The following is a 19386-nucleotide window of genomic DNA, read 5'->3' as shown; positions in this document are numbered from 1 at the left end:
GGAAGACAAATGCGTCATTTCATGCGGGCGATACGCCCATTTCTCGGGGCGCTGAGCCGCGCGTCGCTCTATGTCGCTGGCACCGGCATGGTTGCCATGACGCTGATCGTCGGCTGGCAGGTCTTTGCGCGCTACGTCTTGAACGATTCGCCAAGCTGGTCTGAGCCGCTATCGCTCCATCTCATGGCCTGGTTCATCATGCTTGGGGCGGCCGTCGGCGTGCGCGAAAGCGTGCATCTCGGTCTCGACGTCGTCCGCCACGTGATGAAGCCCACGGTGCAGCTTGCGATGGATCTCACGAGCCTCGGCCTGATCATCATCTTCGGCGCGTCCATGGCCTATTATGGCCTGCTCCTGTGCATCGGTACCTGGACCGCCACCATTCCGGTTCTCGGATGGCCGGGTGGTGTCGACTTTTTCCCGCTGATCGTCGGTGGCGCCATGATCGCCCTGTTTGCCGCCGAGCGTTTCATTGATCTGGTTCTAGGTGTCGACGTCGCTGCCGATGTCGTCGTGCGGGAGATGGCCTGAATGGCTTACACTGTCCTTTTCGGGGTCTTCACCCTGCTGATGCTGATTGGCACGCCGATCGCGTTTTGCCTTGGCATCGCATCGTTCGCGACCGTTCTCTATCTGGGCCTGCCGCCGGTGGTGGTGTTTCAGCAGTTGAACTCCGGCATGAACGTCTTTGCCATGATGGCCATCCCGTTCTTCATCTTTGCTGGCGACCTGATGGTGCGAGGAGGCATTGCCAACCGTCTCATCCGCTTTGCCGCCGGCCTTGTCGGTCATCTGCGCGGCGGGCTCGGGCAGGTCAATATCGTCGCCTCGACACTCTTTGGTGGCATCTCCGGCTCGGCGGTCGCCGACGCCTCGGCGGTTGGCGGCCTGATGATCCCACAGATGGCCAAGCGCGGCTATGACCGCGACTATGCCGTCAACGTCACGGTCAATGCGGCGATCATCGCGCTCATGGTGCCGCCGTCACACAACATGATCCTCTATTCGATCGCCGCCGGCGGTAATGTCTCGGTCGCCGATCTCTTCACGGCAGGGATCATTCCTGGTCTGCTTCTGGCGTTGGCGCTGATGGTGACGGCTTACGTGGTCGCAAGGCGCCGTGGCTACCCGGCGGAGCCGTTTCCGGGCTTTTCCAAGGTCTTTTACTACCTGCTCGCGTCGTTTCCGGGCATCGTGCTGATCGGCATCATCTTCGGCGGCGTGCGCTCCGGCGTCTTCACCGCCACCGAAAGCTCCTGCATCGCCGTTCTCTATGCCTTCCTGGTTGCCATGCTCGTCTATCGCGAACTGGATTGGTCAGGCTTCGTCGAGGCGGTCATGGGGGCGGTGCGCACCACGGCCATGGTTCTGCTCGTGATCGGCATGGCCGCGTCCTTCGGCTGGCTGATGGCGTTCCTGCAGGTGCAGGCGCTGATGATCGGCGCGATCGGCGCGATCTCGGAAAATCCGATCATCGTGCTGCTCGTGATCAACATCATCCTGTTGATCCTCGGCACCTTCATGGACATGGCGCCGATGGTGATCATCTGCACGCCGGTGCTTCTGCCTGTCGTGAAAGCCTTCGGCATCGATCCCGTGCACTTCGGCGTGGTTATGATCCTGAATGCCGGCATCGGCCTCAATACGCCACCCGTCGGAACGGTGCTGTTCGTCGGCTGTGCTGTCGGAGGGATCACCATTCGCGAGGCGATGCGGACCATCTGGCCGTTCTTCGGCGCGAGCATCGCGGTGCTGATGGCGGTCACCTACATTCCGGCGCTTTCGCTGTGGCTGCCATCGATGTTCAAGTGAATTGCCGGGCAGCAGCAACATCAAGGGCTCGGCCTCTTCAGGCCGGGCCCGATATCCGTGCCTCATTTGTTGTGGTTTGCGGCGGTGCACTGACGCTCCAGCCGCTTCACGAAGACCCCGATCTCGCGCGCCGCCTGCAGGTCGCCCTTGCGTTCCGCGACCGTCCGGCCTTCCCGCCACACCTGAAGTGCCTCTTCGAACCGTCCCAGCTTGTGCAGGATGGCACCACGCAGTTTCCACGCGGCCGAGTAGTCCGGATTGAGGGCAATCGCGCGCTGCACGTGGGCGAGCGCGGTTTCGCCTTCGCCGTCTTGCAGGCAGGCGTTCGCCAGTGTGAAGCGCAGCAGGGGGTCGTCCTTCCCCTCCAGCAAAAGCTTCTCGAGAACTTGCCGCATGGCTGGCGTTCCTCCTATGTCATCACCGGCTCAGGCAGCGGGCTTGGTGGACGGAAGGGCCTGTTGGCCATGTGCTGACGGCGCCGGAAGCGATTTCGCTTTGTCGAGAGACTGATACCGTCGGCGGCTCCAGATCAAGGGGGCAGCATGCGCTGACGTCTCGGATGCGACAATTGTTCCCACGAACAGGGTATGGTCGCCGAGCTGCATGGCCGCGCCCAAGACGCAGTCGAGCGTCGCGGCAGCGCCGAGCAACTTCGGGCGTCGACTCGGCCAGTCGGCCCAGACGCCGACGAGAAAACGCTTGGACGCTTCGATCTTGCCGGCGAAGGCATTGGCGATCAGGTCCTGCCCTTGCGCCAGCATGGCGAGAGAGAAGCCTTCCTCGGTGGCAATCAGCGCTGCCAGCGGACTGTCGGCCTTGATCGAGATGACGACTGACGGCGGATTGGCGGACAGCGAGAACATTGCAGTCACGGTCCGGCCAAGGTTGTCGGCGCCGCTGCCGGCGCTCACCACGCAGACCGTGGCGGCGAGATGCGACAGGGTGTCGGCGAATTCCTGCTTGGAAACGGCCAGATCGGCATGGGCGTCGATAGCGACGGATAAGGAAGGTGTCTGGCGCATGGGTCATTCCTGCGAAGGGCGAGCCCGTGGCGGCGGGGAATGCGCCACGGGGTTGCAACGACCCGACGCTGTGGCGGGGTGCCGGGGCGTTGCAGTTGCGCGCGGGATGGTCTGGCTTTCGATCTCCGTCGGTCCAGAGCGACACCGGCAGTCAGGCGGCCTTCAGCTCCGCTTCGGCAAACTCATAGTTGGCGAGCTTGTCGAGGAAGTTCGAGGCATAATCCGGCCGGCGGTTGCGGTAGTCGATGTAGTAGGCGTGTTCCCAGACATCGAGGCCGAGCAGGGCCTTGCCCTCGTTCGTCGCGACCGGATTGGAGCCGTTGGCCGTCTTGGTTACCTTCAGTTTGCCATCGGGACCGAGCACGAGCCAGGCCCAGCCGGAGCCGAACTGACCGGTGGCCGCCACCTTGAAAGCATCCTTGAAGCCGGCGATGCTGCCGAAGTCCTCGACAAGCTTCGTCTCGAGCGCGCCAGGGATCTGGCCGCCCTTTGGCGAGAGGTTGTTCCAGAACAGAATGTGGTTCCAATGCTGGCCGGCATTGTTGAACACCGGCGCCAGTTCCGCCTTGCCGTGGCTGTGGCGAATGATCTCCTCCAGCGACAGACCGGCTAGCGAAGCATCCTTTTCGACGAAGCCGTTCAGTGCTGTGACATAGGCCTGGTGATGCTTGCCGTGGTGGAACTCGATCGTTTCGGCGCTCATGCCGTTTTCAGCGAGCGCGCTTGGTGCATAGGGAAGGACGGGAAGTTCAAAGGCCATGATCAAAATCCTCTGCGGTCGGTGCACGGTTGGCGGTTCACTTGTGCCCGAACTGCCAATCGTGTATTTAGCAAGACAATTCTTTTTAAATCTGCGCGCAGGAATATGTCAAGCAATCCCTTGTTAAATCATGAGCAGAGTAGCGGCCGCACGCCAGGCGAGCGCATCATGCTTGCGTTGAAGTTGCATGGACCACAGACGGCTGCGGCACTTGGGAAGCGTCTTGCGACTACCGGCGAAGCGGTGCGCCAGCAGCTTGTCCGGCTTGCCGAGGATGGTCTCGTTGCGTCATGGTCGGAGGCAAAGGGCGTTGGCCGTCCGTCGCAGTTCTGGGGCCTGACGGCCCTTGCTCACGCCGAGTTTCCCGATACGCATGCGGAACTCACCGTCCAACTCCTACGCACGATCCGTGAGACCCTTGGAAACGAGGCGATCGACCGGTTGATCGCCGCGCGCGAGGACGAGACCCGGCAACATTATCGCGCAGCGATGGCCGGCATGGACGGTTTGCGTCAACGCGTGGAGATGCTCATGCGCTTGCGATCGCAGGAAGGCTACATGGCGGCCTGCGAGGATCCGGGCGACGGCACGCTGCTGTTTGTCGAGAACCACTGCCCGATTTGCGCCGCGGCGACGAGTTGCCAAGGGTTTTGTCGCGCCGAGTTGAGCGTGTTCCGGGACGTGCTTGGCCCGGATGTCGAGGTCGAGCGCGCCGAACATATTCTCGCCGGCGCGCGTCGTTGCGCCTATGTCGTCAGGAAGGTTGCGTGACTTGCAGGCCCCGCGACAAGCGAGGCACTGCCGTCCCGTCAGCGCGCGCCCATGCGCAGCGCGCCGTCGAGGCGGATAACTTCGCCGTTCAGCATACGGTTCTCACAGATGTGGCGAACAAGGGCAGCAAACTCCTCCGGTTTGCCGAGGCGCTGCGGGAAGGGCACGCTCTTGCCAAGCGAGTCCTGCACTTCCTGCGGCATGCCGGCCATCATCGGCGTTTCGAAGATGCCGGGGGCGATGGCGACCACACGGATGCCATGGCGGGCGAGTTCGCGAGCGATTGGCAGCGTCATTGCGACGACGCCGCCTTTGGAAGCCGCATAGGCTGCCTGACCGATCTGGCCGTCGAAAGCGGCGACCGATGCGGTGTTGACGATGACGCCGCGCTCACCGTCCTCGCCGGGTTCTTCCCTCTGCATCGCCTCGGCCGCCAGCCTGACCATGTTGAAGGTGCCGACCAGGTTGATGCCGATCGCGCGCGAGAAGCTCTCCAGCCGGTGCGGGCCGTCACGGCCGAGCACCTTTTCCCCCGGCGCGATGCCGGCGCAGTTGACCAGCCCGTGAAGGTGTCCGAAGCGGTCGAGCGCCGCGGCGACCGCGGCAGAACCATCTGCCTCGCTCGTGACATCCGTCTTCTGGAAGATGGCGTTGCTGCCGAGGTCAAGTGCCGTCGTCTCGCCGGCTTCCGCGTTGATATCGGCAAGGACGACGCGCGCGCCTTGACCATGCAACTGCCGCGCGACCGCCGCACCGAGACCCGACCCTCCGCCGGTCACGATAAAGACTTTTCCGTCGATCTGCATTTCGAGGCTCCTCCCGTCTTGGATCCTGTCACTTTCGCACCGTTCATGAGCGGAGCGGGCAGGATATCGCGCTATCGACATAGCCCTCACGAAGGATGAAGCCAAGGGTCTGGCAGCAGGCAAGCATCGGTGCCGATGCCAGCCAACGGCCATAGGCACTGTTGACGCCCTAGCGCTGCACGATTGGCGTTATCTCGATGATCTTGATGCCGACCGCGTTGCTGGATTCATCAAAGACGATTTCGCCCCTGCCGATCACCATGCCATTGACCTTGAGGTCGACCGGTTCGCCAAAATTGCGGTCGAGGTGGATCGTATCGTTCTGATGGAGTTTCGAGATTTGCGAGACCGTCAGCCTTGTCCGACCGATCACCGCCTCGATCGCCAGGGGGATGCCCTGGACGGCGCGCTCGCTCATCATTGCACGGTCTTCGAGCGCAGGGCTGTCATCGAACTCTACCAGATCTTCCTGTAGTTTCTTGTTAATCATTCTGCACCATCCAAAGCACTGATTCACGACTCTTTAACAAAGAGTTGCGCCAGTTCGCCCTGGGTGGCAACCGTGGCTAAATGGGGGTTCTTGCGGCCTCGCAGGCCAGCGTTAACAAAGAGTTAACATCCACAATTCGAGGAGCGCCGAAGCCCTCAAAGTGTCACCACCGCCCAGTTTCCGTCCCGTTTTTGGAAACCGATCGTGCGCTTGCCATTCGGCAATTTGTCGCCGAGGCGAACGACATAGACGTAACCCTCGTAAACCATCAGTCCGCGATCGCCATCGCTGAACAGGATCTCGAAATTCGGCGCGCCCGTCACGGACGCGTCAGCGTCGATTTCGGTCGGACCGATCGCCGCGAGTTCCGTGGGCGTGTTTTCCGGAACGGCCAGAAAATGGAGAGAGGTTGCAAGGGCTGTAACGCCGAAGAGAATGGCCACCATCCATGACAGCCGGCGGCGTCTGGATGGGGCAGGCTTGGGTTGAGGCGTGGCAGGACTCAAGGTCATTTTCCCGATTCGCTGTATTGACCAACGGGGAGCGATCGCACTCAAACAGCGTCGACACAGCTTTTCTCGACGCAATTGTCTGAAAGGCTGCGCACTCAAGTGGACCGTTCCTTACTTCACGCTGAGAATCTGCTCGCTCCCAGACTCGGCCAGCATGCCCATTTGCCGATATCAGCGACATACATGCTGGAGCGTTTCCACACTTTTTGAGTGTTCTGCAAAGAGGGCGCCGGATGATGAATGGCGGCGCCCTCGCCATCCTACCCTTGCTCTGTATCGGGGGCGTGGCGGTCCCGCGTAGCCTCCCAGCCCCTGGTGAGGTCGATCAACCTCAGCCAGGGCGGGAGGTGGAGGATGCCCATCAGGAGATACATGGTGACCATGTCGCCGATAACCGTTTCCGGCTCGACGGCGCACAACAGTTGATCCGGGCCGCCGCCCCAGGCGCTGCAAAGGAGCGCCATCAGGGCGAATGTGGGCGCCGCTACGAGGGAGAGCAATGCGGCCGCCCTTCGGATAGGCGTGCTGCGCGCTCCCCGCACAACGTACTCTTCCGGCTGGCCCGCGATGCTCACGGCTTCGGGTCCGTGTCATGGCTGTGCATCGCTGCTTCTCCGGCATCCGATACCGCGACCCATTTCTTGTCGGGTGCAGCCCCATCGACATAGCTGTCGTTCCAGTTCCACCACTTGTAGGCCGGGCTTTGCGGATAGCCTTCGGGAGATACCTCCCAGACCTCCTGCCGGCCAAGCGGGGTGATGTCGAGGTAGTTCCACGTGCCTCCCATCTGTTCGTCGCCGCGGTTGTTGACGAAGTAGGTGCGGAACAGAAGGTCGTCGTCACGATAAAACACGTTGTGCCCGTGCCATTCGTCGACGCCGAAATCGAGGTCGAAGCTGTCGGTGATGGTGTACCACGGCATGGTCCAGCCCATTCGCGCCTTCAGCCTGATGATATCGGCCTGCGGCGCGCGCGAAACGAAGACGAGGGTGGTGTCGCGGGCGTTGAGATGAGAGAGATGGGCGACCTGGTCGGCGACCATGGAACAACCCCGGCAGGCGTGGTCGGGCCAGCCGAAGACCCCCGGTTCGAAAAAGGCGCGGTAGACGATCAACTGACGCCGGCCGGCGAACAGATCGACAAGGCTCATCTTTCCTTCCGGCCCCTCGAACACATAATCCTTGGTCACCGCCATCCACGGCATGCGCCGGCGCTCGGCAGCGAGCGCGTCGCGCGCACGGGTGTGGGCCTTTTCCTTCACCAGCATCTCCTGGCGTGCCGCCTCCCATGCTTGCGCCGTCACGATCGGTGGCGTGTGCATGGCGGGTCGTTCGTTCGTTCGTGCGTTCTGCTTGCTATTGCTCATGGCTTGGCCTCTCCTCGTGCAGGCGAACCTGGCGTCAGGAGGGTGAACCCCATCCGTCGGCCTCCGCCGGTTGTCAGTCGGAGACAGATTGACACCGCTGGTCGAAGGGCGGGAGTAACAAGTGTGACGGCATTTCTTGCGAGAGGCGTCGCGCTCGCCGCAGGCCGGCGGCAGGGGCCGACGGCAAATTCATAACCCTGAAATTATGATTTCCACCCCATTATTCATTTTTACATCACCGTTTGGCATGGCAAGCTGACAATGATCAAATCAACTCGGTTTGCAGGAACGATGCCGCATCGGGAGTGGGTGGCATCTCAGGGAGGAAAAATGAAACGGATGATCCTGGCCGCGGTTGCGGCCTTGGCGATGAGCAGCGCGGCCTATGCCGACACGATCAAGGTCGGTGTTGTCGGGCCGTTCTCCGGCCCCTTCGCGTTGCAGGGCAAGAACTTCAAGGCGGGTATCGACGCCTATATGGCGTTGAACGGCGCCAAGGTTGGCGACGACGACATCGAGATCATCTATCGCGACGTGCCGCAGGCGGATCCGGCCCAGGCGAAGGCTCTGGCGCAGGAACTGGTGGTCAAGGAAGGCGTGCAGTATCTCGCCGGCTTCTATTTCACACCGGACGCCATGGCAGTGACGCCGCTTCTGACTCAGGCGAATGTGCCGCTGGTCATCATGAACGCGGCAACCTCAGCGATCGTCACCAAGAGCCCACTGGTCGTGCGCACCTCGTTTACCACCTGGCAGACCTCGACGCCGATCGCCAAGGTTGCCAAGGACGCCGGCGTTTCCAAGGTCATCTCCGTTGTCAGCGATTACGGGCCGGGCGTCGATGCCGAGAACGCCTTCAAGGCAGGCTTTGAAGCGGCTGGCGGTCAGGTGGTCGAAGCGATCCGCATGCCGCTTGCCACCAACGACTTCTCGCCGATCATGCAGCGCATCAAGGATTCCGGTGCCGAGGGCGTCTTTGCCTTCCTGCCGTCCGGCCCGACGACGCTCGGCTTCGTCAAGGCCTTCAAGGAAAACGGCCTGAAGGACGGTGGCATCAAGTTCTTCGCACCCGGCGACCTGACGCAGGAGTCCGACCTGCCGGCACTCGGCGAGGCGGCGCTCGGTATCCAGACGACATTCCACTATGCGGTTTCGCACGACTCGCCGGAAAACAAGGCCTTCGTCGAGGCAGCCGGCAAGGCAATCGGCAACCCGGCCGAACTATCCTTCCCCTCGGTCGGTGCCTATGATGGCATGCATGTGATCTACAAGATGATCGAAGCGACCGGCGGCGAACAGGATGCGGCCAAGGCGGTCGACGCGGTGAAGGGCCTTGCCTGGACAAGTCCGCGCGGTCCGGTGATCATCGATCCGGAATCGCGCCACATCACCCAGAACATCTATCTGCGTGAAGTCGCCAAGGCCGATGACGGCACCTACTACAACAAGGAAATCCAGACCTTCGAGAAACAGGGTGATCCTGGTCTTGCTGCTCTGAAATAAAGGGATGTCGGCGGGCGCCTCCGCGCCCGCCTCACGCCGGCGATGCACCGATCGGCCGCACAGCTGAGCGCAACCGATTCCGGGTGCGGCGTGACGAACGCTGGCGCGCCGGGACACGATGCCGGATTGACAGTGCGCTCCGATTCCGGCGCAGCGGATATAGAAGAAAGGGCAACGGATAGCCCCATGCAAACCGTCCTCAGCATTGCGATCGACGCCCTTGCCTATGGCATGGTGCTGTTCGTCATCTCCATCGGCCTATCGGTCACCATGGGCCTGATGCGTGTGGTCAATCTTGCCCATGGCGCCTTTGCCATGATCGGCGGCTACATCGCGTCCTATGCCGCACGCGACCTCGGCCTTGGCTACGGCTTCGCCGTGCTTCTTGCCGTCTTTGGGACAGTGGTCATCGCCGTGCCGATCGAGCGATTGCTCTACCGTCGGATCTACGGCGCTCCGGAACTGACCCAGGTGCTGATGACCATCGGCATCACCTTCTGCATCATCGGCATTGCCAACTACGTCTTCGGCCCGACGCTGAAGACCGTGCCGCTGCCAGGTGAATTGCAGGGATCGGTCGATCTTGGCTTTCGGGCGATCGCCACCCACCGCCTCTTTGCGATCGTCTGCGGTCTCGCGGTTGCCGCCTGCCTTTGGTACGCGATCGAACGAACCGCCTTTGGCGTAAAACTGCGTGCCTCCGTCGACAATGCGGCGATGGCGGCGGCTCTCGGGGTGCGCACCGAGATCGTCTATGCCGTGAGCTTCGCCGTTGCCGTCGGGCTTGCCGCCTTCGGTGGTGTCGTCGGCGCCGAACTGCTGCCGGTCGAGCCCTACTACGCGCTGCGCTACATGGTGACCTTCCTGGTCGTCGTCTCCGTCGGCGGTGCCGGCTCGATCCCTGGCGCGCTGATCGCGTGCCTGCTGCTTGGAGCGATCGATACGACGGGCCGCTATCTGATGCCGGAGTTCGGCGAGTTCTTCTTCTATCTGGCCGTGATCGCAATCATCTGCGTCTTCCCACGCGGACTTGCTGGGAGGGCCAAGGGATGACCATGACCACGACAAACGACATCATCGCCACGTCTCCCGCGCGGCGCAGCTTTGGAGGCGCCGACCTCATCGGACTGGCGGTCATTCTGCTTGCGGCGCTGATCGGCTATTTTCTCTTCCCCGATAATCTGGCGCTCCTGACCCGCATCATTGCTGCAGCCCTGCTGGTATTGTCGCTCGACCTCGTCACCGGCTATTGCGGCGTGGCGACGCTCGGTCATGCCGCCCTCTTCGGCGCGGGCGCCTATGCCGCGGGCATCGCTTCGGCGCATTACGGCATCAACGATCCGCTCGCCATGCTGGCCTTCGGCATCGCCGCCGGCGCGGTCGCTGGGCTTATCTGTGGCGCCGTCATCCTGCGCGCCCATGGCCTGCCGCAGCTGGTGCTGTCGATTGCGCTGATCCATCTCTTCCACGAATTCGCCAACAAGGCGTCGTCCTGGACCGGCGGCAGCGACGGTCTCTCCGGCATCGCGCCGACGGCACTCTTCGGGCTCTACGAGTTCGACCTCTGGGGTCGCACGGCCTATGTTTTCGGGGTGGCGCTGCTCGCCATTGTCTTCGTGCTGCTGCGGTTGATTGTGCGCTCGCCCTTCGGCATGCTCTGCCGCGGCATCAAGGAAGATCCGATCCGCATCCGTTCGATGGGCGCGTCGCCGAAACTGGCGCTGATCAAGATGTACGTGATATCGGGCGCCGTCGCCGGCGTCGGTGGCGCGCTGAATGCGATCTCCACCCAGGTGGTTGGCCTCGACAGCCTCTCCTTCACGATGTCGGCCGAGAGCCTGGTGATGCTCGTTCTCGGCGGGACCGGCTCGCTCTTCGGGGCGCTTACCGGCACGGTCGTGTTCATGTTCTTCGAGGACGTGGTTTCGGCCGCCAATCCATTCCATTGGCTGACGATGGTGGGCGCACTGTTGATCGCCGTCGTGCTGTTTGCGCCGAAGGGCATTTACGGCACGGCTGCAACCCTCCTTGCTCGGCGTCGGGAGGTCCAGTGATGCAGCCGATCTTTGAAGTCCGCAACCTGAAGCGCGCCTTCGGAGGCCTTGCCGTCACCAACGACGTCAGCCTCAGCATGGCGCCCGGCGACCGCATTGCCCTCATCGGGCCGAACGGTGCCGGCAAGACCACCTTCGTCAACCTCGTCACCGGCAATCTTGCGCCGGATTCCGGCCAGGTGCTGATCGGCGGCGAGACCGTGACGGGCGTCGATGCGATCGGCCGGGTGCGGCGCGGGTTGGTGCGCTCGTTCCAGGTGACGCGGCTGTTTGCCGACATGACGCCTGCTGAACACGTGGCACTTGCCGTGCTGCAGCGCTCCGGTCGCTCCGGTCGGCTCTTCGGCAATTTTCTTGGCATGCCCGATGTCATGGCTGAAGTTGGCGATCTGCTCGGTAAGCTTGGTCTCAAGGACCTGATGCACCGCAAGGTTCGCGAAATCGCCTATGGCCAGCAGAGGTTGCTGGAAATAGCCGTTGCCCTGGCGCTGAAGCCGAAGGTGCTGTTGCTTGATGAGCCGGCGGCCGGCGTGCCTGAGAGCGATACCGGTCGCATCGAGCAGGCGCTCGCCGACCTGCCTGCTGATCTCGCCGTCTTGATGATCGAGCACGACATGGATCTCGTCTTCCGCTTTGCCAAGCGTGTGGTGGTGCTGGCGGCCGGCGCGATCATTTTCGATGGCTTGCCGTCTGATGTGACCAAGGACCCGCGCGTGCGGGAAGCCTATCTGGGGAGTTATGCCAATGCCAGCCACGCCGCTTGAGGTGGATAACCTGTCGGCGGGCTACGGCCCGACGCGTGTGCTCGAGAATGTGTCCTTCGCCGTGCCGGCGGGTGCACGCGTTGCCGTTCTCGGCCGCAATGGCATGGGCAAGACGACCCTGCTTGCGACGCTGGCCGGACAGACGCGGCGCTATGACGGGCGCATTCGCATGGGTGGTACCGACGTCACCGCATTGCCGAGCGCGTCTCGCGCCATGCACGGTCTCGGCTTCGTGCCGCAGGCGCGTTGCGTGTTTCCGACGTTGACCGTCGAGGAAAATCTGTTCGTCGGGCTCAAGGGGCGCCCGAAAAGCGCGCTGCAGGAAGCCTATGCGATGTTCCCGCGCCTCCACGAGCGGCGGCGCAATCTTGGTAGCCAGCTTTCGGGCGGCGAACAGCAGATGCTGTCGACGGCGCGTTCGATCCTCGGCCGACCCACGGTCCTTTTGCTTGATGAGCCGCTTGAGGGATTGGCCCCGGTCATCTGCGAGGAACTGATGAAGGCCTTTGCCGAATTGGCGAAGACCGGCGACATGACCATCCTGCTGGTCGAGCAGCGCATCCAGAGCGCACTCGATTTTGCCGACCAGGTGATCGTGCTCGAACGCGGCCGCATCGCCTGGAGCGGAACTCCGGATGCGCTGGCCAAGGATCATGGCGCGGTTGAACGGCTGCTGGGCGTCGGCGGTCTTCATTGACCGCCCGCACGGTCGGCATCTTTGTCGGAGCTTGTCCACGCCGCGGGTGTGCGAACTGGGCCAAGCGATGTCGAAAATTTATCTAAAGTGCCAGTTGCGAAAATGTAAATTTAGAAACGACTCATCTTGTAAAGGTTGTACGCGCAATGGTTGCGGCGTGCCCGGATTTGCGTCGGGCTGGACCTTACGAGGAGCGAAGAATGTTTGGTGGGATTGGTAAGGCGATCAGCTCGATCGCCGTGACAAAGAACATCCCGTTGCAGAGCATCAGCATGGCACAGCTGAATTCCATGTCGAAGAGCTTGCCAAGCGCTTTGACCGGGCGGAGCGGCTTGCCGGGCCTGGGTGGTCTGTTCTCCACGTTTTCAGCTGCAGACCTCTTGGCAAACAAGAACATCACGGCAAACCCTGCCCTGCGAGACGCGCTTTTGACTCTGCAGAAGCAGGGAGCGGCCGCAAACGTGAAGGCCGTGGCAAACGCCTATTCGAAGTTCTGATAAAGCAGGCGGGTTGTCGGAGGACCGGGCTGGCTCTCCAGCGTGAAAGTGGCGGCGCTACACGGCGCCGCGCACCCGTTCCCACGCATTCATCAGGTGGCGTCCGAGCACCTCGGAGAGCTTCGCCTTGTCGCGCGCCTCGAGCGCCACGATCATTTCCTCGTGCTCGGCCACGGCCGCGGCCCATTTCTCCGGGCCTTCGTGGCCAATGAAGCGGATTCGCTTCAGCCTTGTCTGCAACACGGCATGCATGTCCACCAGAGCGGCGTTGGCCGCGAGTTGTACGATTGCCGAATGGATCTGCTGGTTGAGCTTGTAATATTGCAGCCGGTCACCTGCCTTGTAACGGCGGACCATTTCGTCGTGGAGCGCCCGCACCTCGGCAATGCCGGCATCGCTTGCCGCCTCGCAGGCGAGTTTGCCGGCCAGTTCCTCCAGCGTCTGCAAAACCGTCAGCATGTCGTGCACGTCCTTGGCGCTGAAGCGCTTGACGACGGCGCCACGGCTCGGGACGAGCTCCACCAGACCTTCACTCGCCAGATACTTGATCGCCTCGCGCAATGGCGTGCGCGATACGCCGAGCTGCTCGCCGAGCTGGCCCTCATGTAGCCTCGTCCCCGGCGACAGATCGCCTTCGATGATCATGTCGCGCAGGTGGCTGACCAGCGTGTCATGTAGCGCCGTGCGGCGGATCGGGCCGGGGCCGCCATCCGGCCGTCTCTCCAGAGATGTGATTTCGTTCATTGTTTTGCTTCTGCGTCTGGCGACTGGGCGTCGACCGTCTGTTCTCGTCCGCGCCGATTGAATCAGCGCTGTCTCATTAAAGCATGGAGATGGGCTCGCCCATCGTCAACAGAAAATGCTGCATACAGAATACAAAAGACTTGATGCAGAATTTTGAATAACGTATGACGGCAGCCGAAGAATGAAGCGGAGGACATCTCACATGACGACCAACGGTGCTGCCGGTAACGGCGCGCGTCCTGTCATTGCGCTCGCCATGGGCGATCCGGCGGGCATCAGCCCGGAACTCACGGCAAAGCTCTTGGCGCTCGCCGACATCCGGGAAGCCGCACACATCATAACCATCGGCGATCGCCGCGTTCTGGATGAGGGTGCCAAGGCCGCCGGCGTGACGCTCGACCTCGAGCCGTCGACGCTTGAGGATCTGCAAAAGGCCGGCACTGCGCGTCACGTTTTTGTCGATCTCGCGCATCTTGATCCCGCCGAAGTCGTTCGTGGCGAGGCGACCCTTGCCGGCGGCACGTTTGCGACCCGCAACTTCCGCACGGCGCTGGAGCTGGCACATGCCGGTAAGGCCGACGCCGTCTGCTTCACGCCTTTCAACAAGAAGGCCATGCGCTTTGCCTATCCGGGTTATGACGACGAGATCCGTTTCGTTGCCGACGTGCTCGGCTTTACCGGCAAGGTCCGCGAGTTCAATGTCCTTGAGAAGGTCTGGAACGCGCGCGTCACCTCGCATATTCCGCTCAAGGAAGTGGCCGACAATCTCTCGGTCGACGGCATTATCGCCGAGCTCGAACTGACCCGGGCCTGCCTCAAGGAAGCTGGGTACGAAGAGGCAAAGATCGCGGTTGCCGGTCTCAATCCGCATGCCGGCGACGGCGGCAGCTTCGGCATGGAAGAGATCGATATCATCGAGCCGGCGATCGAGAAGGCGAAGTCACTCGGCTTCAACGTCGCGGGACCGTTTCCGGCCGATACCGTTTTCGGTCGGGCGTTGAAGGAAGGCTACAACGCCGTCCTCACTATGTACCACGATCAGGGCCAGATCGCGATGAAGCTGATGGGCTTCGACAAGGGCGTGACCATGATGGGTGGTCTGCCGTTCGCTCTCTGCACGCCCGCCCATGGCACTGCCTATGACATTGCAGGCAAGGGCATCGCTGACGTCGGCGCCAGCCGCGAAGCGCTGTTGCTTGCGGTGCGCATGGCGAAGAAAAAGGCGGCCCTCGAGGCGGCCGCCTGATTTCGCACGCTTTCACGCAATACGGCGCAGGAGGAGGTCTTGCGCCGCAACCCACATAACGGGAGGACCAGACATGAAGAAATCCGTCTCCATCGCATGCATCATGGCAGCCGCCTTCGGCGTTGCCGCCCCGGCTTCGGCCTTCGAGCCCGATCGTCCGGTTGAGTTCGTCGTCACCGCCGGTCCGGGCGGCGGCACCGACATCTTTGCTCGCACGATCCAGGCGATCATCGGCAAGTACGAGCTGATGAAGGCGCCGGTTGTCGTCACCAACAAGGGCAGCGCTGGCGGCGCCGAAGGTTTCGTCTACACCGCCACCAACAAGGGCGACGCCTACAAGCTCGCTTTCGGCACCAACAACGCCTACCTGTTGCCGGTACGCGCCAAGGTCCCTTACAAGGCTGAAGACTTAACGCCGGTGGCCGCACTTGCGTCCGACGAGTTCGTTCTCTGGGTCAACGGCAAGGCGTCCTACAGCACCGCAGCGGATTTCGCCACCAAGGCCAAGGAAGGCGGGCTGAAGATCGGCGGCAGCCAGTCGAAGGACGTCGACCAGATCCTCACCTCGATGATCAACGAGGCGACTGGTGCCACGATCAACTACATTCCGTTCAAGAGCGGCGGCGAAGCGGCCGTCCAGCTTGCCGGTGAACACCTCGACGCCAACGTCAACAACCCGAGTGAAAACCTCGGTCAGTGGCAGGCCGGCATGGTCAAGCCGCTCTGTGTCTTCAAGAGCGTCAAGCTTGCGAACGACGCGAAGGTTGCTGGCGACAAGGCCTGGAGCGATATCCCCACCTGCAAGGAATCGGGCATCGCCATCGACAACTACTCGATGCCGCGCACCGTCTGGCTGCCGGCCGGCGTTGACCAGGATGTGGTCAAGTTCTATGCCGACCTGATGCGCAAGGTTTCCGAAACGCCGGAATGGGCGAAGTACCTCGCCGACACCTCGCAGTCGCCTTCCTACATCGCCGGTGACGACTTCAAGGCCGCCATCGAGATGGATGGTGCTGCCGTTGGAGAAGTGCTGAAGCGCGAAGGCTGGCTCGCCAACTAAGGGCGGGACATTGAGACGGGTGCCTTCAGGCACCCGTCGTTCGCTTTGAAAGGTCACGATCATGAGCGAGAACGGTGCGAATGGGGTCTCCCGCTTCGCGGTTGAGCTTGGCGTTGCTGTTTTGACCGGCGCCTTCGGTGCTGCGGTCTGCTACGGGTCTCTCGATATCGGTGCGGGATGGACCGAGTTCGGGCCGGAAGCCGGTTATTTTCCCTTTTATGTCGGCCTTCTGATCCTTCTTGGAAGCGTCGCCAATGCGGTCCACGCCTTCGTGAAGCATCGTGGTACGGGCGAGATCTTCATCGACGGCCATCGGGCCAAGGTTGTGGCGTCATTCCTTCTGCCACTCGTTGCCTTTGCAGGTGTTTCTGCCTGGCTCGGGCTTTATGTCGGAACCGCGCTCTACATTGCCGGCACCATGCTCTTCCAGGGCCGCTATAAATGGTGGATCGCGCTGCCGTCGGGCGTCGTCGTCACGCTGTTTTTCTTCGTCGTATTCGAGATCGGCTTCAAGGTTCCCCTGCTGAAGGGACCGATCGAAGCCTGGTTCGGGATCTACTGATCCCGACCGTCCAAGGCATGTCGCGCAAAATCGCATCGCGGTTTTGCGACAACGACATGCAGAAAATCAAAGACTTAAAGCGCAAAGAGCAAATCTGAAAGATCTCGACGCGCTTTAAGCCCCGGGAGGAATGACATGGAAAATATCGGTCTCCTGATCGATGGCTTCGGCCACATCCTCAGCTGGAACCATATCCTGTTGATGATGATCGGCGTCACGCTCGGCATTCTCGTCGGCGTGCTGCCGGGCCTCGGCGCGCCGAACGGGGTGTCGCTGCTCTTGCCGCTCACCTTTTCGATGGATCCGATCTCCGCCATCATCCTTTTGTCCTGCATGTACTGGGGTGCTCTTTTCGGCGGTTCGACGACATCGATCCTGTTCAACATTCCCGGCGAACCCTCGTCGGTGGCGACCACCTTCGATGGCTATCCGATGGCCAAGGCCGGGCAGGCGAGCCGGGCGCTGACGCTCGCCTTCGTCTCTGCCGGTATCGGTGCGCTTGCGGGCGTCGTGATGATCACGCTTCTGTCCGGCTGGGTCGCCAACTTCGCGCTGCGCTTCTCGTCGCCCGAATACTTCGCCGTCTATTTCCTCGCCTTCGCCAGCTTCATCTCCATGGGCGCGCAATCGCCGTTCAAGACGCTCGTATCGATGATGCTCGGCTTCGCGCTTGCCTCCGTCGGCATGGACACGATCTCCGGCGATCTGCGCCTGACTTTCGATATCCCGACGCTGATCAAGGGCGTCAGCTTCCTGATCGCCGTGATGGGTCTCTTCGGCATCGGCGAACTCTTGCTGACCACGGAAGAGGGGCTTCGCTTCGAGGGCATCAAGGCGCGCGTCAAGCTGGTCGAGATCGGCCGTACGCTGGTCGAGATCCCGCGTTACTGGTTCACCATCCTGCGCTCGACGATCATCGGCATCTGGATGGGCATCACGCCTGCCGGTCCGACGGCCGCCTCCTTCATGAGCTATGGCGTCGCCCGCCGTTCGGCCCGCGACAAGTCGATGTTCGGCAAGGGTGACCCGCGCGGCGTCGTCGCACCGGAAACAGCCGACCACTCGGCCGGTACCTCGGCGCTCTTGCCAATGCTGGCGCTGGGCGTTCCTGGTTCGGCAACCGCAGCCGTAATGATGGGCGGACTCATGATCTGGGGCCTGACGCCAGGACCGATGCTCTTTTCCGAGCGACCGGACTTTGTCTGGGGCCTGATTGCCTCGATGTATCTTGGCAACGTCGTCGCCGTCTTCCTCGTGATCGCCACCGTGCCGCTCTATGCGTCGATCCTGCGCGTGCCGTTTGCGATCATCGGTCCGGTCATCGTTGCCGTCATCTTCTCCGGCGCCTACCAGGTGGCAAATTCGGTCTCCGACATCTTTCTGGTCATCGGCTTTGGCGTACTCGGCTATGTCTTCAAGAAGCTCGAGTATCCGCTGGCGCCGCTGGTTCTCGCCATGGTGCTTGGCGACAAGGCCGAGGATGCCTTCCGCCAGTCGATGCTGCTTTCCAGCGGTAGTCTCAACATCTTCTGGTCGAACCCGCTGGTTTCCTCTTTGATGGCACTCGGTCTTGCCCTTCTCTTGTCGCCGCTTGTCTTCGGGCTGATCGGCCTGGCCCGCAAGCGCAAGCACGATGCGGCCCAACCGCACGGCGACGGTAGCGCGGCGGCTTGACGGAGCCGCCGCATCCCCAAAATCAAAGTGCAATTCCAGGAAAAGTGTGAAGCGGACTTCCACCTGGAATGATCCGGAGAATGGTGAGGAGCGTCATGGCGAAGACATCACGCAAATGGACACGTGAAACCTGGCCGATCGCGGCCGCGATGATCCAGTATTCCAATGTTATGCCGGATGGCAGCTCGGTGCAGGAGCAATCGGCCGAACAATGGGCCGAGACGCTTGCCGATGTGGTTGATGCGGGTTTTACCGAACTCGACCCGACCGATAGCTGGATCCGGCTTGCCGATCTCTCGCCGGCGCGGCTCGACAGCTTCGTCAAGCTCACGCGGGATCTAGGCCTCACCATGCCGGCGATCTCGACCTCGCGGCGCAGCGTCATCGATCCTGACCATGGCGACGAATACCTTGCCTATGGGCATCGGGTCATCGATACGGCGGCTGCAATCGGTGCCGGTTCTGTTTCCTTCGGTTTCTTCGGGCCACTCACCGAGGCGCAGAAGAAGGCGCTCTGGTTCTGGACCGTTGACGGCGTCAAGAACCCGGACGATCCCGCCGTCTGGCAGAAGGCGGTCCAGCGCATTCGCGAACTCGGCCGCCACGCGGAGGAACTTGGCATCGAGCTGGCGCTCGAAATGTACGAGGATACCTATATCGGCTCGGCCGATAGCGCCGTGCGCTTCGTCACCGACGTCGGATTGGCAAATGTCGGCATTAATGCCGACCTCGGCAACCTTGTTCGTCTCCATCGCCCGGTCGAGCGCTGGCAGCAGATGATGGAAAAGGTCGCGCCATTTGCCAAGTACTGGCACGTCAAGAACTACCACCGCACCGAGGATGAGACCTCCGGCCTGGTGGTGACCCATCCGGCACCGCTGGAGTTCGGCGTGATCAACTACCGCGCCGCCATCCGCATGGCGCTGGCCCACGGCTTCAACAGCCCATTCCTCTGCGAGCATTACGGCGGTGACGGCCTCTCCGTCAGCGCCGCCAACCGGGACTATCTGAGGCGCATTCTGCCTCGCGACTAAGGGAAGAGACGC

Annotated in this window: 23 protein-coding genes; 14 read left to right on the top strand and 9 right to left on the bottom strand. The window is 62.0% G+C overall.

The annotated features are described in order from the left end of the window. Nucleotides 1–9 precede the first annotated feature (9 nt). On the top strand, nt 10–531 hold the full coding sequence (locus MKZ91_RS22885; protein ID WP_336173347.1) for a TRAP transporter small permease: 522 nt from the start codon (nt 10–12) through the stop codon (nt 529–531). Beyond that, nucleotides 532–1812 carry a TRAP transporter large permease gene (locus tag MKZ91_RS22880; RefSeq protein WP_336173346.1) on the top strand — a complete coding sequence of 427 codons (1281 nt, stop codon included), beginning with the start codon at nt 532–534 and terminating at the stop codon, nt 1810–1812. It abuts the gene before it with no gap. A 62-nt stretch (nt 1813–1874) separates the two neighbouring features. On the opposite strand, the gene MKZ91_RS22875 is transcribed toward MKZ91_RS22880, so the two are convergent. The 3 genes from MKZ91_RS22875 to MKZ91_RS22865 form a co-directional block, all read right to left on the bottom strand. Further along, nucleotides 1875–2207: a tetratricopeptide repeat protein gene (locus tag MKZ91_RS22875; protein WP_336173345.1), complete on the bottom strand. Its 333-nt coding sequence runs from the start codon at nt 2205–2207 to the stop codon at nt 1875–1877. 30 nt (nt 2208–2237) lie between these two features. Continuing rightward, nucleotides 2238–2834 carry a flavin reductase family protein gene (locus tag MKZ91_RS22870; protein ID WP_336173344.1) on the bottom strand — a complete coding sequence of 199 codons (597 nt, stop codon included), beginning with the start codon at nt 2832–2834 and terminating at the stop codon, nt 2238–2240. Nucleotides 2835–2985: 151 nt separating this feature from the next. Then, nucleotides 2986–3594, bottom strand: a complete 609-nt coding sequence (locus MKZ91_RS22865) for a superoxide dismutase (RefSeq protein WP_336173343.1) — start codon at nt 3592–3594, stop codon at nt 2986–2988. A 168-nt stretch (nt 3595–3762) separates the two neighbouring features. Here MKZ91_RS22865 and MKZ91_RS22860 point away from each other — a divergent pair, with 168 nt between their 5' ends. Further along, a complete protein-coding gene (locus MKZ91_RS22860) occupies nt 3763–4365 on the top strand; it encodes a helix-turn-helix transcriptional regulator (protein ID WP_336173342.1) in 603 nt (200 codons plus the stop codon). 38 nt (nt 4366–4403) lie between these two features. Here MKZ91_RS22860 and MKZ91_RS22855 read toward each other — a convergent pair whose 3' ends face one another. From MKZ91_RS22855 to MKZ91_RS22835, 5 genes are all read right to left on the bottom strand, one after another. Beyond that, nucleotides 4404–5171, bottom strand: a complete 768-nt coding sequence (locus MKZ91_RS22855; RefSeq protein ID WP_336173341.1) for a 3-hydroxyacyl-CoA dehydrogenase — start codon at nt 5169–5171, stop codon at nt 4404–4406. Between the two features lie 169 nt (nt 5172–5340). After that, entirely contained in the window at nt 5341–5661 is a 321-nt protein-coding gene (locus tag MKZ91_RS22850) for a FliM/FliN family flagellar motor switch protein (protein WP_336173340.1), read from the bottom strand. 155 nt (nt 5662–5816) lie between these two features. After that, a complete protein-coding gene (locus MKZ91_RS22845; protein WP_336173339.1) occupies nt 5817–6107 on the bottom strand; it encodes a hypothetical protein in 291 nt (96 codons plus the stop codon). 326 nt (nt 6108–6433) lie between these two features. Continuing rightward, nucleotides 6434–6673 carry a hypothetical protein gene (locus MKZ91_RS22840; protein WP_336173338.1) on the bottom strand — a complete coding sequence of 80 codons (240 nt, stop codon included), beginning with the start codon at nt 6671–6673 and terminating at the stop codon, nt 6434–6436. Between the two features lie 71 nt (nt 6674–6744). Continuing rightward, nucleotides 6745–7539: a DUF899 domain-containing protein gene (locus tag MKZ91_RS22835; RefSeq protein ID WP_336173337.1), complete on the bottom strand. Its 795-nt coding sequence runs from the start codon at nt 7537–7539 to the stop codon at nt 6745–6747. 330 nt (nt 7540–7869) lie between these two features. Here MKZ91_RS22835 and MKZ91_RS22830 point away from each other — a divergent pair, with 330 nt between their 5' ends. The 6 genes from MKZ91_RS22830 (at nt 7870) to MKZ91_RS22805 (ending at nt 13054) form a co-directional block, all read left to right on the top strand. Next, a complete protein-coding gene (locus MKZ91_RS22830; protein WP_336173336.1) occupies nt 7870–9042 on the top strand; it encodes an ABC transporter substrate-binding protein in 1173 nt (390 codons plus the stop codon). Between the two features lie 186 nt (nt 9043–9228). Next, nucleotides 9229–10095, top strand: coding sequence for a branched-chain amino acid ABC transporter permease (locus MKZ91_RS22825; protein ID WP_336173335.1), 867 nt, complete (start codon nt 9229–9231; stop codon nt 10093–10095). Between the two features lie 2 nt (nt 10096–10097). After that, nucleotides 10098–11096: a branched-chain amino acid ABC transporter permease gene (locus MKZ91_RS22820; RefSeq protein WP_336173334.1), complete on the top strand. Its 999-nt coding sequence runs from the start codon at nt 10098–10100 to the stop codon at nt 11094–11096. Next, nucleotides 11096–11860, top strand: coding sequence for an ABC transporter ATP-binding protein (locus MKZ91_RS22815; protein WP_336173333.1), 765 nt, complete (start codon nt 11096–11098; stop codon nt 11858–11860). Before MKZ91_RS22820 ends, MKZ91_RS22815 begins: the two co-directional genes overlap by 1 nt. Continuing rightward, nucleotides 11841–12557 carry an ABC transporter ATP-binding protein gene (locus MKZ91_RS22810; protein WP_336173332.1) on the top strand — a complete coding sequence of 239 codons (717 nt, stop codon included), beginning with the start codon at nt 11841–11843 and terminating at the stop codon, nt 12555–12557. Before MKZ91_RS22815 ends, MKZ91_RS22810 begins: the two co-directional genes overlap by 20 nt. Nucleotides 12558–12757: 200 nt before the next feature. Next, nucleotides 12758–13054, top strand: coding sequence for a hypothetical protein (locus tag MKZ91_RS22805; RefSeq protein WP_336173331.1), 297 nt, complete (start codon nt 12758–12760; stop codon nt 13052–13054). 57 nt (nt 13055–13111) lie between these two features. Here the strand turns inward: MKZ91_RS22805 and MKZ91_RS22800 are convergent, their stop codons facing one another. After that, nucleotides 13112–13798: a GntR family transcriptional regulator gene (locus MKZ91_RS22800; protein WP_336173330.1), complete on the bottom strand. Its 687-nt coding sequence runs from the start codon at nt 13796–13798 to the stop codon at nt 13112–13114. A gap of 202 nt (nt 13799–14000) precedes the next feature. On the opposite strand from MKZ91_RS22800, the gene MKZ91_RS22795 reads away from it, so the two are divergent. The 5 genes from MKZ91_RS22795 to MKZ91_RS22775 all read left to right on the top strand — a co-directional run bounded on the left by MKZ91_RS22795 (nt 14001) and on the right by MKZ91_RS22775 (nt 19374). After that, nucleotides 14001–15044 carry a 4-hydroxythreonine-4-phosphate dehydrogenase PdxA gene (locus MKZ91_RS22795; RefSeq protein ID WP_336173329.1) on the top strand — a complete coding sequence of 348 codons (1044 nt, stop codon included), beginning with the start codon at nt 14001–14003 and terminating at the stop codon, nt 15042–15044. Between the two features lie 73 nt (nt 15045–15117). Further along, a complete protein-coding gene (locus MKZ91_RS22790) occupies nt 15118–16104 on the top strand; it encodes a tripartite tricarboxylate transporter substrate binding protein (protein ID WP_336173328.1) in 987 nt (328 codons plus the stop codon). 61 nt (nt 16105–16165) lie between these two features. Next, nucleotides 16166–16666 carry a tripartite tricarboxylate transporter TctB family protein gene (locus MKZ91_RS22785; RefSeq protein ID WP_336173327.1) on the top strand — a complete coding sequence of 167 codons (501 nt, stop codon included), beginning with the start codon at nt 16166–16168 and terminating at the stop codon, nt 16664–16666. A gap of 135 nt (nt 16667–16801) precedes the next feature. Further along, complete coding sequence (locus tag MKZ91_RS22780; protein WP_336173326.1) at nt 16802–18340, top strand: tripartite tricarboxylate transporter permease; 1539 nt, start codon at nt 16802–16804, stop codon at nt 18338–18340. Nucleotides 18341–18435: 95 nt separating this feature from the next. After that, entirely contained in the window at nt 18436–19374 is a 939-nt protein-coding gene (locus tag MKZ91_RS22775; protein WP_336173325.1) for a sugar phosphate isomerase/epimerase family protein, read from the top strand. Nucleotides 19375–19386 lie beyond the last annotated feature (12 nt).

Source organism: Ensifer sp. MJa1, from assembly GCF_037026475.1.
Taxonomy (GTDB): Bacteria; Pseudomonadota; Alphaproteobacteria; order Rhizobiales; family Rhizobiaceae; genus Ensifer.
This window is presented reverse-complemented; position numbering and strand designations above follow the sequence as displayed.